The organism is Caulobacter sp. Root655, assembly GCF_001427665.1.
Lineage (GTDB): Bacteria > Pseudomonadota > Alphaproteobacteria > Caulobacterales > Caulobacteraceae > Caulobacter.
Map to the genome: position 1 here is coordinate 115,921 of NZ_LMHC01000025.1, position 13,743 is coordinate 129,663.

At 69.0% G+C, this 13,743-nt stretch carries 15 protein-coding genes; 4 read left to right on the forward strand and 11 right to left on the reverse strand.

What is annotated here, in order from left to right; translation table 11 throughout:
- Positions 1 to 22: 22 nt before the first annotated feature.
- Positions 23 to 1,126: a DNA-processing protein DprA gene (gene dprA, locus ASD79_RS20300; protein ID WP_056725007.1), complete on the reverse strand. Its 1,104-nt coding sequence runs from the start codon at positions 1,124 to 1,126 to the stop codon at positions 23 to 25.
- The gene (gene plsY / locus ASD79_RS20305; protein ID WP_056725009.1) at positions 1,123 to 1,785 is read right to left on the reverse strand and encodes a glycerol-3-phosphate 1-O-acyltransferase PlsY; all 663 of its coding nucleotides are present in this window, start codon (positions 1,783 to 1,785) and stop codon (positions 1,123 to 1,125) included. Before plsY ends, dprA begins: the two co-directional genes overlap by 4 nt.
- A gap of 416 nt (positions 1,786 to 2,201) precedes the next feature.
- Between plsY and ASD79_RS20310 the strand changes: the two genes are divergently transcribed.
- Positions 2,202 to 4,235: a TonB-dependent siderophore receptor gene (locus tag ASD79_RS20310; protein WP_200952336.1), complete on the forward strand. Its 2,034-nt coding sequence runs from the start codon at positions 2,202 to 2,204 to the stop codon at positions 4,233 to 4,235.
- 22 nt (positions 4,236 to 4,257) lie between these two features.
- Here the strand turns inward: ASD79_RS20310 and ASD79_RS20315 are convergent, their stop codons facing one another.
- The 8 genes from ASD79_RS20315 to ruvX form a co-directional block, all read right to left on the reverse strand.
- Positions 4,258 to 5,166: an alpha/beta hydrolase gene (locus tag ASD79_RS20315; RefSeq protein WP_056725013.1), complete on the reverse strand. Its 909-nt coding sequence runs from the start codon at positions 5,164 to 5,166 to the stop codon at positions 4,258 to 4,260.
- A gap of 65 nt (positions 5,167 to 5,231) precedes the next feature.
- Positions 5,232 to 5,822 (reverse strand): TetR/AcrR family transcriptional regulator, encoded by a 591-nt coding sequence (locus tag ASD79_RS20320; RefSeq protein WP_056725015.1) that lies wholly within the window; start codon positions 5,820 to 5,822, stop codon positions 5,232 to 5,234.
- Complete coding sequence (locus tag ASD79_RS20325) at positions 5,822 to 6,637, reverse strand: oxidoreductase (protein WP_082585049.1); 816 nt, start codon at positions 6,635 to 6,637, stop codon at positions 5,822 to 5,824. Before ASD79_RS20325 ends, ASD79_RS20320 begins: the two co-directional genes overlap by 1 nt.
- 342 nt (positions 6,638 to 6,979) lie before the next feature.
- Positions 6,980 to 7,444: a hypothetical protein gene (locus ASD79_RS20330; protein WP_156400601.1), complete on the reverse strand. Its 465-nt coding sequence runs from the start codon at positions 7,442 to 7,444 to the stop codon at positions 6,980 to 6,982.
- Between the two features lie 8 nt (positions 7,445 to 7,452).
- Complete coding sequence (gene pyrC, locus ASD79_RS20335; RefSeq protein WP_056725020.1) at positions 7,453 to 8,754, reverse strand: dihydroorotase; 1,302 nt, start codon at positions 8,752 to 8,754, stop codon at positions 7,453 to 7,455.
- Entirely contained in the window at positions 8,751 to 8,894 is a 144-nt protein-coding gene (locus ASD79_RS24120; protein WP_156400602.1) for a hypothetical protein, read from the reverse strand. Before ASD79_RS24120 ends, pyrC begins: the two co-directional genes overlap by 4 nt.
- On the reverse strand, positions 8,891 to 9,898 hold the full coding sequence (locus ASD79_RS20340; RefSeq protein ID WP_056725022.1) for an aspartate carbamoyltransferase catalytic subunit: 1,008 nt from the start codon (positions 9,896 to 9,898) through the stop codon (positions 8,891 to 8,893). Before ASD79_RS20340 ends, ASD79_RS24120 begins: the two co-directional genes overlap by 4 nt.
- A gap of 186 nt (positions 9,899 to 10,084) precedes the next feature.
- The gene (gene ruvX / locus ASD79_RS20345) at positions 10,085 to 10,579 is read right to left on the reverse strand and encodes a Holliday junction resolvase RuvX (protein WP_056725024.1); all 495 of its coding nucleotides are present in this window, start codon (positions 10,577 to 10,579) and stop codon (positions 10,085 to 10,087) included.
- A 101-nt stretch (positions 10,580 to 10,680) separates the two neighbouring features.
- On the opposite strand from ruvX, the gene gatC reads away from it, so the two are divergent.
- Both gatC and gatA read left to right on the forward strand, forming a co-directional pair.
- Positions 10,681 to 10,968: an Asp-tRNA(Asn)/Glu-tRNA(Gln) amidotransferase subunit GatC gene (gatC, locus tag ASD79_RS20350; protein ID WP_056725026.1), complete on the forward strand. Its 288-nt coding sequence runs from the start codon at positions 10,681 to 10,683 to the stop codon at positions 10,966 to 10,968.
- On the forward strand, positions 10,968 to 12,440 hold the full coding sequence (gene gatA / locus ASD79_RS20355) for an Asp-tRNA(Asn)/Glu-tRNA(Gln) amidotransferase subunit GatA (RefSeq protein WP_056725028.1): 1,473 nt from the start codon (positions 10,968 to 10,970) through the stop codon (positions 12,438 to 12,440). The genes gatC and gatA overlap by 1 nt, the downstream gene beginning before the upstream one ends.
- A gap of 90 nt (positions 12,441 to 12,530) precedes the next feature.
- Here gatA and ASD79_RS20360 read toward each other — a convergent pair whose 3' ends face one another.
- Positions 12,531 to 13,130 carry a hypothetical protein gene (locus tag ASD79_RS20360; RefSeq protein ID WP_056725030.1) on the reverse strand — a complete coding sequence of 200 codons (600 nt, stop codon included), beginning with the start codon at positions 13,128 to 13,130 and terminating at the stop codon, positions 12,531 to 12,533.
- Between the two features lie 330 nt (positions 13,131 to 13,460).
- Between ASD79_RS20360 and ASD79_RS23550 the strand changes: the two genes are divergently transcribed.
- Positions 13,461 to 13,739 carry an endonuclease domain-containing protein gene (locus tag ASD79_RS23550; RefSeq protein ID WP_235524543.1) on the forward strand — a complete coding sequence of 93 codons (279 nt, stop codon included), beginning with the start codon at positions 13,461 to 13,463 and terminating at the stop codon, positions 13,737 to 13,739.
- The last annotated feature ends 4 nt before the right edge of the window (positions 13,740 to 13,743 follow it).

The following is a 13,743-nucleotide window of genomic DNA, read 5'->3' on the forward strand; positions in this document are numbered from 1 at the left end:
AATAACCCATCACGATAGGTTTTCAAGTGCCCGCCACCATCCCGCCCGGCAGCAGCTCCGCCCGCTCGGCCAAGGCCAGCTCCACCAGCGCCGCCATCACCGCCGAGGTCGGGGCGCGGGTGGCGCGGACCAGTTCGTCGCGGGACACGGGGGTGGGGGAGAGCAGGGCGGCCACCGCCTCGCGCAGGGCGTCGTGGTCGAGGTCGGCGCCGTCGTCCTGCGCCGCATAGGGGCGCTCGCGTTCGCGCAAGGAGGCCTGGCCCGACAGCGAGCGCAGCACGTCCTCGACGCTCTCGCAGAGGATCGCGCCCTGGCGGATCAGGTCGTTGGGGCCCTTGGCGCGGGGGTCGAGCGGCGAGCCGGGCACGGCGAAGACGTCGCGGCCCTGCTCGGCGGCCAGGCGGGCGGTGATCAGCGAGCCGGACTTCAGCTCGGCCTCGACGACGATGACCCCCAGCGACAGGCCCGAGATGATGCGGTTGCGGCGCGGGAAGTCCTTGGCGATGGCCCGGCGGTCGCAGGCGCTTTCGCTGACGATGCAGCCGCCCTCGGCCGCGATGCGGGCGTGCAGGCCGGCGTGCTCGGGCGGGTAGATGTCGCTGACTCCGCCGCCCAGCACCGCCACGGTGCCGGTCGACAGGGCGCCCTCATGGGCCGCGCCGTCGACGCCGCGCGCCAGGCCGGAGACCACGACATAGCCGTGCTGGCCCAGTTCGGCGGCCAGTTGGCGAGCGAAGCGCTGGCCGCCGGCCGAGGCGATGCGGGCCCCGACGATGGCCAGGCTGGGCTGGGGCAGCAGTTCGGCGTGGCCCAGGGCCCACAGCACCGGCGGCGGCGGGTCGAGGGCGGCCAGGCGGGAGGGGAAGTCCGGCTCGCCGGCGCAGATCAGCCGCGCGCCCAGCCTGGCGCCGGTTTCCAGTTCGCGAAGGATCTCGTCCTGCGGCGGCGGGCGCAGGGGCGTGGCGCGGCCGGCCCGGCGAGCCAGGTCGGGCAGGGCGGCGAGGGCCCGCTCGGCCGAGCCGAAGCGGGTCAGCAAATGGTCGAAGGCGACGGGGCCGACCGTCTCGGTGCGCGCCAGCCGAAGCCAGGCCAGGCGCTCTTGGTCCGAGAGGCGGCGCGGGCTCACGCGCCCTCGACGGTGTTTGGGGGAGGCGGCGCTTCCGCCGTCTTCTTCTGGCCGATCCGGGGCTCGTCGCCCTTCAGCAGTCGGCTGATGTTGTCCTTGTGGCGGATGAAGATCAGCACGGTCATGAACAGGCTGAGGGCCAGCATCGGATAGGGCTGGTCGGTGGCCAGGGCGAAGGGCGCGGCGAAGGCGGCGGCGACCAGGGCGGCCAGGGAACTGATGCGGAACAGGACGGCCACGGCGATCCAGGTTACCGCCGCCAGCACGCCCACCGGCCAGCAGGCGGCCAGCAGCACGCCGTAGAAGGTGGCCACGCCCTTGCCGCCCTTGAACTTCAGCCAGACCGGGAACAGGTGGCCGGTGAAGGCCGCGCCGCCGGCCAGGGCGACGATCGCGGCGTTGTCGTGGGTCAGCCAGCGGGCCAGCAGCACGGCCACCACGCCCTTGCCGGCGTCGCCCAGCAGGGTGATGGCCGCCAGGTCCTTGCGGCCCGAGCGCAGCACGTTGGTCGCGCCGATATTGCCCGAACCGATCTGCCGGATGTCGCCCGCCCCGCCCAGCCGCGTGGCGATCAGCCCGAACGGGATCGAGCCCAGCAGGTAGCCACCGACGATGGCGATCGCGAGGGTGAGGTAAGCGGCTTGGGCGAGATCTTGCACGTAAATACGACCTATGGATGTGGTGAGGGTGCCGGGCGTAGCTAGGCAGTGGCAAGGGCGAAAACGCCGGTTTCGGCTTTTATAGCGGAGCCGTCGGTAGGGACTCCACCGTTTTCCCTGGCTCCCGAACCGGGCCCCTCCTCAGGCAGGCGCTCGCAGGGTGGGGCGAGGTCGGCTCGCGTCCCCCATTCCGGCCTGCGCGGCGTCCGGTGTCGGGCCTTCGACCTTAGGGGCGAATGACGCGCAATTAGTAATGACAATCATTCGCAATAAAGGTAGCTGAGCCGCCCTAGGCTGAAACCATGGGTGGGTAGACGATGACTCTTCGAAACGCATTGTGCGCTGGCGCTCTTGGCGTGATGGGTTCGGGCTGGTGCGCGTGGGCGCCCGCCGCCGCGGAAACGATCTCTTCCGGCTTGGTCGGGGCGGAGACCGATGAGAACACCGCCTCCGTCAGCGCGGTGACAGTCACCGGGACCAAGGCGAGGCTGGACGCGCCGGCCGAGAACGGCGCGTTGGGCGGCCGCAAGCTCCTCGATACGCCCTACTCCATCACCGTGGTGACCAGCGAGGACATCGAGAAGCGCCAGGCGACGACCATCGCCCAGATCTTCGTGCAGGATCCCGCGGTCTTCTCGTTCGCCGCCGCCGGGACCACCAACTGGTGGGGGACGCGGATCCGGGGCCTGGGCGTGCGCAACTACTACATCGATGACGTGCCGCTGCTGCTGTACTGGGGCGGCGACTTCCCGCTGGAGTCGATCGAGAGCGTGCAGGCGCTGAAGGGCCTGTCGGGCTTCATGTACGGGTTCGGCGCCCCGGGCGGCGTCATCGCCTATAGGACCAAGCGGCCGACCGCCGAGCCCCTGCTGACCACCGAGGTCGGCTACCGCAACGACAGCGTCCTGTTCGCCCACCTGGACGCCGGCGGTCCCGTCGGCCAGGACGGCAAGCTGGGCTATCGGCTCAACCTGGCCGGCGAGAACGGCACGGCCTACAACGGCGCCGGCGTCGATCGCCTGACCGGATCGCTGGCGCTGGACTATGAGATCAGTCCGAATCTCAACTGGTATTCGACCCTCACCGCCGAACGCAGCAACCTGCGGGAGGAGCCGCTCCAGATCTATTGGAGCGCCTACCGCGACAGCGCGCTGCCTCGCCCGACCTATGACTACAAGAATTTCAGGGTCGCCAATTCGTTCTACAAGTCCGACACCGTCGCCTTCGCCACCGGGCTGGACTGGACGCTGTCGGACGCCTGGAGCGCCGACTTCACCTACGGCTACACGCGCAAGAAGCACCGCTCGAACAAGATGTTCGCCAACCTGCTCAACGCGGCGGGCGACTATGACGGCAACGTCTACACCTTCGCGGAGCTGGACCAGAACCACTTCGCCCAGGCTATGCTGAAGGGCGACCTGCGAAGCGGCCCGATCCGGCACGAGATCGTCGCGGGCGCGTCCTACATGATCTCCACCGCCGACTTCGGGGCCGGCTATTACTGGTCCAACGATTTCAACGGCAACATCTATCGGCCGCAGACCTTCACGGCCAACACGGACATCGATTTCAGCACCGATGGCTTGCCGTCTGAAGAGCGCCAGAAGGCGGTGTTCGTCAGCGACACCCTGCATTTCGGGGAGCACTGGCAGGCGGTGCTGGGCCTGCGGCGCACGCAGTACGCGCTGCGGGACCTCGACGGCGATCCGGCGGTCGATTCCGGCTACAAGACCTCGGCGACCAGCCCGACCGTCGCCCTGATCTACAAGCCCGCCGCCTATGTCTCGATCTACGGCAGCTATGTCGAATCCATGGAAGGCGGCACGCGGGTGGGCGGCCAGTACGCCAACGCCGGTGAAGTGCTGGGCGCCACCGTCAGCAAGCAGCGGGAGGTCGGCCTCAAGTACGACCACGGCTCCCTGGGCCTGACGGCCGCGGCCTTCCGGGTCGAGCGCGCCAACCAGATCGACAGCCTGGTCGACGGCCTGCGCTACCTGAGTCAGGACGGCCTGACGCTCTACAAGGGCGTTGAGGTCAGCGGCGACTACCGCGTGACCGAGGATCTGCGGCTGGGCCTGGGCGCGCTCCACCTGGACCCGACGATCACCGATGTCTCGGCGGGCAATGAGAGCCTTCGCGGCAACATTCCGGCCGAGGCCGCGCGCTGGCAGGTCACGGCCAACGCCGAATACGCGGTCGCGGCCGTGGAGGGCCTGAGCCTGCACGGCGACGCCCGCTACTACGGCAGGGCGCCGACCAACGACGCCAACGCCCTGTACATTCCCAGCCGAACCCTGGTGAACCTCGGCTTCCGCTACGAGACCCGGATCGGCGCCCAGCGCGTGGCCTTCACCGGCAACGTCAACAACGTCTTCAACAAGAAATACTGGGGCCTCAGCAACATCGGCGAGGGCGTCAACGGCTCGCTGTCGGCCAAGGTCTACTGGTGAGGCTGGAAGAGGGACCCTCGTTTCAGCCGCCGTTGAGCGCCTCGTCCAGCGCCGTCGTCTGGGCCTTGGTGAAGGCCCGGGAGATGGCGGCCTTCGCTTCGATGGAGTCGAAGTTGTGATAGGCGCCGGGCACGACGTGCAGGGTGGTGGCGACGCCGGCCTGCTGCAGTCGCCGGGCATAGGCGACGTCCTCGTCGTGGAACAGGTCGTTGGTCCCGACGCCGATCCATGCAGGCGGCAGGCCCGAGAGGTCGGCGTAGCGGGCCGGCGCGGCCAGCGGCGGCCCGTCGCCGTCCGCGACGGCGGGGCCGAGGTAGGCGCGCCAGCCGAAGCGGTTGCTGGCCGGGCTCCAGAGGCGCAGCGACCGCGGGTCGATGTCGGTGCGGGTCGTGGTCCGGTCATCCAGCATCGGGTAGGACAGCAGTTGCAGAACCGGACGAATCCCGCCGCGCTCCTTGGTCAGCAGCGCCAAGGCGGCGGCCAGACCGCCGCCGGCGCTGGCCCCGCCGATGGCGATGCGCGCGGGGTCGATGTCGGGTTGGCGGGCCAGCCATTGCAGCGCGGTGTAGCAGTCTTCCAGCGGGGCCGGGAACGGGTGCTCGGGCGCGAGCCTGTATTCCACCGAGACGACGACGATGTTGAGCTGGTCGGCGACGCCGCGGCAGAAGCCGCTGTCCTGCGCCGCGTCGCCGAGCACCATGCCGCCGCCATGGATCCACAGCAGCGCCGGAGACCGAGGACGGGTCGAAGCCGGGCGAAAGACATGCACCGACACATTGGCGTCCACGGAGACGACCTGCGCGTCCGGCCGCCGAGCGATCGCCGCGAGCTTGGTGAGGACACGGAGCGCGGGAAGCGTTCGAGCGGTGATGACCGTGCGGGGAAGGAACCGCGCGGCTCGCAGTTGTGGGTTGAAGGGGTGCGCGGTCATCGTGTCTTCCTGTCCGATGGGGCGCGACGCGCCGGGTGCGCCGGGGCTTGTCGCGGAAATGAGAGTCAGGGTCGGAGCTCGGCGTCCACCAGGGCCAGGGCGTTACGGAGGCCCTGCTCAAGGAGGTCATCGGAGAGCTGCCGGTCGGTCAGGGCGCGGCAGAGCTGTAGTGTCCCGGCCATCAGGCCCAGGAGGCTGAGCGCCTTCACGCGGGCCGAGAGCGGATCTTCGGGCGCCATGCGGGCGGCGAGGCCGTCGATGACGACCAGCACGCCGTCGGTGTAGGCCTGCCTGATCGAGTCCGCGCAGCGCCCGATCTCGTCGAGCAGGGCGGCGTTGGGGCAGCCGTCCCCGGGATTGTCCCGGTGATCGGCCGACAGGTACCAGCGTATGATCTGTTCGAGACCGGCCGGGCCGGGCTCCGTCAGCTCGACGATGCTCGCGTGCAGTGCGTGCAGTTGGTCGGTGACAGCCTCCGCGACGAGGCTGTCCTTGGATTCGAAGTGGGCGTAGAAAGCGCCGTTGGTCAGGTCGGCGTCCTTCATGAGCGTTGCGACTCCGGAACCGTCGATGCCATCCCGCTTGAGCCGCCGACCGGCCGTCGCGATGATCCGCCGCCTTGTCTCCTGCTTGTGTTCGTTCGTGTAACGCACCATCAGCTCGGCATCCGGTTGAATTTGCGGATGACGCGGTCGAAGATCCGGGCCGGGGCGACCCGGTGCACCGCGTTGATGGTCCGGGCGGTCGTACCGGCGGTGCGCCGGAGTTTCGGGTTCCGGTCGATGGCCGCCGCGACGATCACCTTGGCGACGACGGCGGGGTCGTCGCCGCTGCTGAGGTTCTTCTCCAGCAACTCGTCGTAATTGCGCCGTCCCGCCGCGTAGAGCGGCATGGGGCTATCGGCCACCACGCTGTGGCCCGCGAACGGCGTGTTGATCGGGCCGGGCTCGACGAGCAGGACCCGGACGCCTTGGTCGCGAACCTCGTGGTCCAGCGATTGGGAGTAGCCCTCGACCGCGTGCTTGGTCGAGACGTAGAGGGCCATGAACGGGCTGGGGACGAATCCGCTGAGGGACGAGACATTGATGATGCGTCCGCGGCCTTGGGCGCGCATGTGCGGCAGGACCGCCTTGGTCGTCCGCATGACGCCGTAGACGTTGATGTCGAAGATGTCGTGCGTCTGGGCGATCGAGAACTCTTCGGCCGCGCCGGTCGTGCCAACGCCGGCGTTGTTGACCAGGAGGTCGATGCGCCCGAACCGGTCGATCACCTGCTTGACCGCCGAGGCGACGGATTCATCGCTGGTCACGTCGAGGTCGAGATAGGTCACCCCGGCGGGCGCGGTGAGTTGCGCGGTGTTGCGGCCGGTTCCGATCACCTGGAAACCCGCGGCGGCCAAGGCGATCGCCGTGGCCTTGCCGATGCCTGAGGAGGCGCCCGTTACGAGCGCGACTTGCGAAGTAGCTGTCATCACGAGCTCCTGAAACTTTGAATTACGATCATACTATAATGGGAGCTGGATAGTCGCGGGGCAAGGTCTCCCCGGAGATTAAATTATGATCGCACTTTCATGGGGGGGCGAAACGAGGACCGCGGCGGGCCGGACAAGCTCGGTGAAAGAGGGACACGCACTCTTTTTCCGGCGTAGGCGACGGCTTTTCGGCGACTTGCGCGCTCCTGGCCGGAGCAAGGACGGGGACAGGCGCATGCGCCTGTCACCGTCCGGTTCGAAAACGCCTGTTTCGGCTTCTATGGCGGCGCTCGGGGCGGGGACTCCACCGTTTTCCCCAAGTTCGGCGGAATGGGCTGGGCGTCAGGCCGCCTTGGGTTTGACGCGCCGTGCTTGAGCGAGGCCGGAACACAGGCCCGCGAACGCGCCGGCGCAGAGGGACCATATCAGGAGGCCCCGGGATCCGTTCTCCGAGTCCATCATCGCATCGACACGCTCCGCGCCCATGGTGGCCATCGCCAGCAACGGAAAGAACTCCGCGGCCAGGACGCCCGCGCCGACGCCGATGATCATCGATCGCCAAGGCGGCTCGCCGGGCCGGTGAAACGCAGCGGCGAGAAGACCCGCGACGAACGCCGGGACGAGACTGCTCATGACGCCCGTGATCACGGTCATGAAGAGGCTGAATCCCAGGCCCAAACTGGGCCCGTCGTTCATTGCCTCGGACCATACGAAAAAGACGGCCAGTCCGGCGGTGCTGGCTAGGGGATAGACGGCGAAGTAAAGCCACACCGTGCGCCATTCGAAGCGCGGCGGGCGGGCGGCCACGGCCTCCACTAGCCCTCCGCCCGGTGCACCACCCGCCCGTCGACGATCGTCATCAGCACGTGGCCTTGCAGCCGGCGCCCGTCGAACGGCGAGTTCTTGGACTTCGACAACAGCTTGTCGGCGTTGATGATCACCGGGGCGTCGAGGTCGCACAGCACCAGGTCGGCCGGGGCGCCGGGGGCGATGCGGCCCGACCGCAGGCCGATCAGGGCGGCGGGGGCCAGGGTGACGGCGCGGATCAGGTCGATCAGCGGCACGCGCTCGTCGTGATAGAGGCTCAGCAGGGCCGGCAGCAGGGTCTCCAGACCCACGGCGCCGGGCGCGGCCTCGTCATAGGGCAGGCGCTTGTCCTCGGCCGGGGCCGGGGCGTGGGCGCTGACGACGATGTCGATCAGGCCGTCGGCCAGGGCCTCGATCAGCGCCTGGCGGTCGTCCTCGCCGCGCAGGGGCGGGGTGACCTTGGCGAAGGTCCGGTAGTCGCCGATGTCCAGTTCGTTGAACGACAGGTGGTTGATCGACACGCTGGCGTGGATCCGCAGTCCCTTGGACTTGGCGCGGGCCAGGGTCTCCAGGGCGCCGGCGCTGGTGATCTGGTCGACCAGCAGCCTCCCGCCCGTGGCTTCCAGCAGGGCGATGTCACGCTCCAGCATGATCCGCTCGGCCATCGGCGAGATCGAGGGCAGGCCCATGCGGCCGGCGAACTCGCCGCCGGTCGCCGCCCCACCCTTGGCCAGCCACGGGTCCATCGGTCGGTGGGCCAGCAGGGTGTCGAAGCCGCGGGCATAGGTCAGGATGCGCTGCATCACCTTGCTGTCGACGATCGGCCGGTCGGCGTCGGTGACATAGACGCAGCCGGCCTCGCGCATCAGGCCGATCTCGGCCATCTGCTCGCCGCGCAGGCCCTTGGTCGCCGCCCCGGCGCAGAGGATGCGGGCGGCGTCGATGTCGCGCGAGCGACGCAGGATGAAGTCGACGACGCTGGGGTCGTCGACCGCCGGGTCGGTGTCGGGCTGGACGACGAAGCTGGTGACGCCCCCGGCCGCGGCGGCCTTGGCGGCGCTGGCCAGGGTTTCCTTGGTCTCGGCCCCGGGCTCGCCGGTCTTGACCCGCAGGTCTATCAGCCCGGGGGCCAGCATGGCGCCGCCGCAGTCGACGACCCGGACGTTCTTGGACAGCTTGCCGAACTCGCGACCCTTGGCGACGTCGGAGATCACGCCTTCGGAGACGATCACCCCGCCGGGGCCGTCATAGCCGCTCTCGGGATCGACCAGGCGGGCGTTGATCAGGGCCAGGGGCTGGGGGGTGTTCATGCGGCGGTCTCGATCGTGCGCGGTGCGTCCTTCGAGGCCTGCTGTGCAGGCGCCTCAGGATGAGGAACTTTGTTGCGGCTGAATTCCTCATCCTGAGGTGTGAGGCGCAGCCGAGCCTCGAAGGACGCAGGGCCTCTCACTGCCCGTGCTCCTCGAGCCGATGCGCCAGCGAGGCCAGGACGGCCATGCGGGCGGCGACGCCCATCTCGACCTGGTCCTGGATCAGGCTGATCTCTGGATCGTCGGCGACATCGGAATCGATCTCGACGCCCCGGTTCATCGGGCCGGGGTGCATGACCTTGGCCTTGGGCGCGGCCTTGGCCAGTTTCTCGCGGTCCAGGCCGTAGAAGCGGAAATATTCGCGGGTCGAGGGCACGAAGGCCCCCTGCATGCGCTCCAGCTGCAGGCGCAGCATCATCACCACGTCGGCCCCGGCGATGCCGGCCTTCATGTCGTGGTGGACGGTGACGCCCCAGCGCTCGGCCTGGGCCGGCATCAGGGTGGGCGGGCCGACCAGGCGGACGCTGGCGCCCAGGGTGTGGAGGAGGCTGACGTTCGAGCGCGCCACCCGGCTGTGCAGCACGTCGCCGCAGATCGCCACGGTCAGGCCCGAGACTCGGCCGAAGGCGCGGCGGATCGACAGGGCGTCCAGCACCGCCTGGGTCGGATGCTCATGCTGGCCGTCGCCGGCGTTGATGACGCTGCCGCTGACCTTCTGGCTCAGCAGGCTGGCCGCGCCCGACGAGGCGTGGCGCACCACCAGCAGGTCGGGGCGCATGGCGTTGAGGGTGACGGCGGTGTCGATCAGGGTCTCGCCCTTGGTGATCGACGAGGTGCGCGGGCTCATATTGACGACGTCGGCGCCCAGCCGCTTGCCGGCGATCTCGAACGACGACTGGGTGCGGGTGCTGTTCTCGAAGAACAGGTTCATCAGCGTCCGGCCCTTGAGGATGTCGAGGGACTTGGACGTCTGGCGGTTGAAGGCGACGAAGGCGTCGGCCAGGTCCAGCAGGTCAGTGGCCTGCGGGGCGTTCAGGTCGGCGGCCGACAGGAAGTGGCGCCGGGGGAAGGAAAACATGCGCTTGAGGATCGGATCGATCGCTTCAGCGGGGTCATGATGGGCTGGGGGGGCTTTGGCCGTCATGAAACGTGGTCATAGGCGGCTTTGGTCGTCGGTGGAAGGGCGGCGCTCACAAGAACCTCCCCCTGTGGGGGAGGCGGTCGCGTAGCGACCGGTGGGGGGAGTTTGGGATTGTCGATCCAGGGGCCGGCCGTCTGCCGATCATTCCCCCCACCGTCGGCTTCGCCGACACCACAGGGGGAGGCTTGCCTAAAACCCCTTGCCCGCCGCTTCCGCGATGCCCCGCATGCGCTCCAGCGCGCCTTGCAGGATCCAGGCGGCGGCCATCTTGTCGACGACCTCGGCGCGGCGCTTGCGGTTGACGTCGTGTTCGTCGATCAGCACCCGGGTCACCGCCGCCGTCGACAGGCGCTCGTCCCAGAAGGTGATCGGCAGGTGCGGCTGCAGGCGCAGCAGGTTGCGGCCGAGCGCCCGGTTGGACTGGCAGCGCACGCCCTCGGTGCCGTCCATGTTCATCGGCAGGCCGATGACGATCCCGGCCGCCTTGCGGCTGCCCATCAGCTGGAACAGCACCTCGGCGTCCTCGCTGAACTTGGTCTTCTTGATCAGGGCCAGCGGGCTGGCGACCGTCAGGGTGACGTCCGAAACGGCCACCCCGATGGTTTTCTCGCCCGGGTCAAGGCCGACGACCGGCAGGTAGTCGGGGATGGCGGCGGCGAATTCGGCGATGTCTAGAACGGGCATTGCCCCTCATAACACGCCCAAGCGCTCTCCTAACAAGGGAAGCGCTTGTCAAAGCGCCCCTCGCACGGCTAACCCACACGCTCGAATTTCAGGAGGCCCCCATGGCCATTGACGCCGCCACCGTGCGGAAGGTCGCGCGGCTCGCGCGTATCGCTGAACCCGAAGAGCGCATCGAGGCCCTGGCCCAGGAGCTCAACGGCATCATGACGTGGATCGAGCAGCTGGCCGAGGTCGACACCGACGGCGTCGAGCCGATGACCAGCGTCGTCGGGGCCGGCGCCCCGCTGCGCGAGGACGTGGTGACCATGGGCGGCGACGCCGTGGCCATCACCCTCAACGCCCCCAAGTCGACCGGCGGCTTCTTCGTCGTGCCCAAGGTGGTTGAATAATGAACGCCCTGACCTCCCTCACGCTGAAGGCCGCCCTGGACGGCCTGGAGGCCGGCGACTTCACCTCGGTCGAGCTGACCCGCGCCCACATCGAGGCCGTCGAGGCCGCGCGGCCGCTGAACGCCTTCCTGCTGGAGACCCCCGACCAGGCCCTGGCCATGGCCGCGGCCTCGGACGCCCGCCGGGCCCTGGGCGCGGCCGGCCCGCTGGACGGCGCGCCGCTGGGGATCAAGGACCTGTTCTGCACCCACGGCGTGCGGACCACGGCCGCCTCGAAGATCCTCGAGCCGTTCGTGCCGCAATACGAATCCACCGTCACCAGCCAGCTGTGGCGCGACGGGGCGGTGATGCTGGGCAAGCTGAACCTGGACGAGTTCGCCATGGGCTCGTCCAACGAGACCAGCGCCTATGGCCCGGTGATCAATCCCTGGCGCAAGGGCGGCTCCAACCAGGCCCTGACCCCGGGCGGTTCGTCGGGCGGCAGCGCCACCGCCGTGGCCGCCGACCTGTGCCTGGGCGCCACCGCCACCGACACCGGCGGCTCGATCCGCCAGCCGGCCGCCTTCACCGGCACGGTCGGCATCAAGCCGACCTACGGCCGCTGCTCGCGCTGGGGCGTGGTGGCCTTCGCCAGTTCGCTGGACCAGGCCGGGCCGATCGCCAAGACCGTCGAGGACGCGGCCCTGCTGCTGACCTCGATGTGCGGCCACGACCCCAAGGACTCCACCAGCCTGGACGTGCCGGTTCCCGACTTCGCCGCCTTCGTCGGCAAGTCCGTCAAGGGCCTGCGGATCGGCATTCCCAAGGAATACCGCGTCGACAACATGCCGGCCGAGATCGAGAAGCTGTGGGCCGACGGGATCGCCTGGCTGAAGGAGGCCGGCTGCGAGATCGTCGAGGTGTCGCTGCCGCACACCAAGTACGCCCTGCCGGCCTATTACATCGTCGCCCCGGCCGAGGCGTCCTCGAACCTGGCCCGCTACGACGGCATGCGCTACGGCCTGCGGGCCGAGGGCGCCAACCTCACCGAGGTCTATGAGAACACCCGCGCCGCCGGCTTCGGCGACGAGGTCAAGCGCCGCATCCTGATCGGCACCTATGTGCTGTCGGCCGGCTATTACGACGCCTACTACCTCAAGGCCCTGAAGGTGCGCCGCCGCATCGCCGAGGACTTCGACAGGGCCTGGGAAAAGTGCGACGCCCTGCTGACCCCGACGGCGCCCTCGGCCGCCTTCGGCCTGGGCGAGAACAGCAACGACCCGATCGCCATGTACCTGAACGACGTGTTCACGGTGACCACCAACCTGGCGGGTCTGCCCGGCCTGAGCCTGCCGGCCGGCCTGGACGCCAACGGCCTGCCGCTGGGCCTGCAGATCATCGGCAAGCCGCTGGACGAGGGCACGGTGTTCTCGGTGGCCGGAGCGCTGGAGAAGGCGGCCGGCTTCAAGGCCAAGGCCACCAAGTGGTGGTGATACTGAACTCCGCTCATCCCGCGGATTGATTGTGAAAAAAGGGCGGCCCCGCGAGGAGCCGCCCTTTCCTTTTTTACGCCACCGCTACGCTTACATCGGCGTCTCGGGCGTGGGCGTGACCGGGATCACCGGGGCGGGCGCCGGGGCCGGGGCCGGGGCCGGAGCGACCGGGGCGGCCACCACCACCGGCGGCGCGGGCGGCGGCGCGACGGGCGCCGGGACGCTGGCGCTGGCGTTCGACGAGGCCGAACTGGCGTCGGGCGCGCTTTCCGGGGCCGCGCGGCGCGCCGGGGCGGCGCGGCGGGTCGGAGCCGCGCGCGGCGTGGTCTCGGCGCGGGCGACCCGGACGGGCGCGGGCGCCGGGACCGGCGTGGCGGCGGCGGGAACCGGTTGCGGCATGGGGGCCGGCAGGGCGGTTTCCGGCAGCGGCGTCACCTCGGCCACCTGGGCCGGCGGGACCGCGCCGGTAGTCGGAGTCTCGGCCCGCTGGGCCATCAGGCCCCAGGCCAGGGCGCCGACCGCGACCAGGGCGACGGGCGCGCCAATCAGCAGCGGCAGGTTGTGCTTTCTCGAAGTCTTGTGGGTCGCCGTGCGAGCATAGACCGGCGAAGCGGGAAACAATGCCGAGCCGTCGTCCGAATTACTGGGGGCGATGAACGGCTCGTTGGAATTGAGGTTCAGAACAGCCATGATTTCCTCCTGAGCGTTATTCTCATTCGGGGAGTCAAACGGGAGGCGAGTACGGTGGTTCCGCTCGGCGTGAAATGGCCGCTGTGCTGACAAGAATTGGCCGTTTTTTAGATTGGCGAAAATCTTCGTTTCAGTGACGCTTGAGTTTTCACTGTCCCTCCCCCTTGCGGGGAGGGTGGCCGCGAAGCGGACGGGTGGGGGATCACGCCATGAGCATCAAACGGGCGAGGGACTTGCGGAAGACCATGTCGGTGCAGGAGGTTCGCCTATGGGTGAGGCTGCGCGCGCTTAGAGCGGAGGGGCTTCCACTTCCGGCGACAAGCGCCTCTGTTGGGCTATTTTCCCGACTTTGTCTGTCTTGCTCGTCGGCTCGTGGTTGAAGTCGATGGTCCTCATCACGCCGAGCCCGAGCAGGTCGGTCACCATGCTCGCCGCGACCAAGTTTTGCTTCGTTCAGGCTTCCAAACCTTGCGCTTCTCGACCCACAGGGTGCATGAGGATGTCGGCGCGGTGGTAGACGTGATTTGCCGTTCTCTCGACGCCGCGAGCCCCACCCGACCCCTCCGGGGCCACCCTCCCCATAAAGGGGAGGGACGGGATCTGACCTAGTCGG

Excerpts from the sequence above, each read along its gene's own strand:
- gatA (WP_056725028.1), top strand. The coding sequence starts at position 10,968 with ATGAACGCCCTGACCTCCCTCACGCTGAAGGCCGCCCTGGACGGCCTG.
- ASD79_RS20325 (WP_082585049.1), bottom strand. The coding sequence starts at position 6,637 with ATGACAGCTACTTCGCAAGTCGCGCTCGTAACGGGCGCCTCCTCAGGC.
- pyrC (WP_056725020.1), bottom strand. The coding sequence starts at position 8,754 with ATGAACACCCCCCAGCCCCTGGCCCTGATCAACGCCCGCCTGGTCGAT.
- ruvX (WP_056725024.1), bottom strand. The coding sequence starts at position 10,579 with ATGCCCGTTCTAGACATCGCCGAATTCGCCGCCGCCATCCCCGACTAC.
- ASD79_RS20340 (WP_056725022.1), bottom strand. The coding sequence starts at position 9,898 with ATGACGGCCAAAGCCCCCCCAGCCCATCATGACCCCGCTGAAGCGATC.
- ASD79_RS20320 (WP_056725015.1), bottom strand. The coding sequence starts at position 5,822 with ATGGTGCGTTACACGAACGAACACAAGCAGGAGACAAGGCGGCGGATC.
- ASD79_RS20360 (WP_056725030.1), bottom strand. The coding sequence starts at position 13,130 with ATGGCTGTTCTGAACCTCAATTCCAACGAGCCGTTCATCGCCCCCAGT.
- gatC (WP_056725026.1), top strand. The coding sequence starts at position 10,681 with ATGGCCATTGACGCCGCCACCGTGCGGAAGGTCGCGCGGCTCGCGCGT.
- ASD79_RS20315 (WP_056725013.1), bottom strand. The coding sequence starts at position 5,166 with ATGACCGCGCACCCCTTCAACCCACAACTGCGAGCCGCGCGGTTCCTT.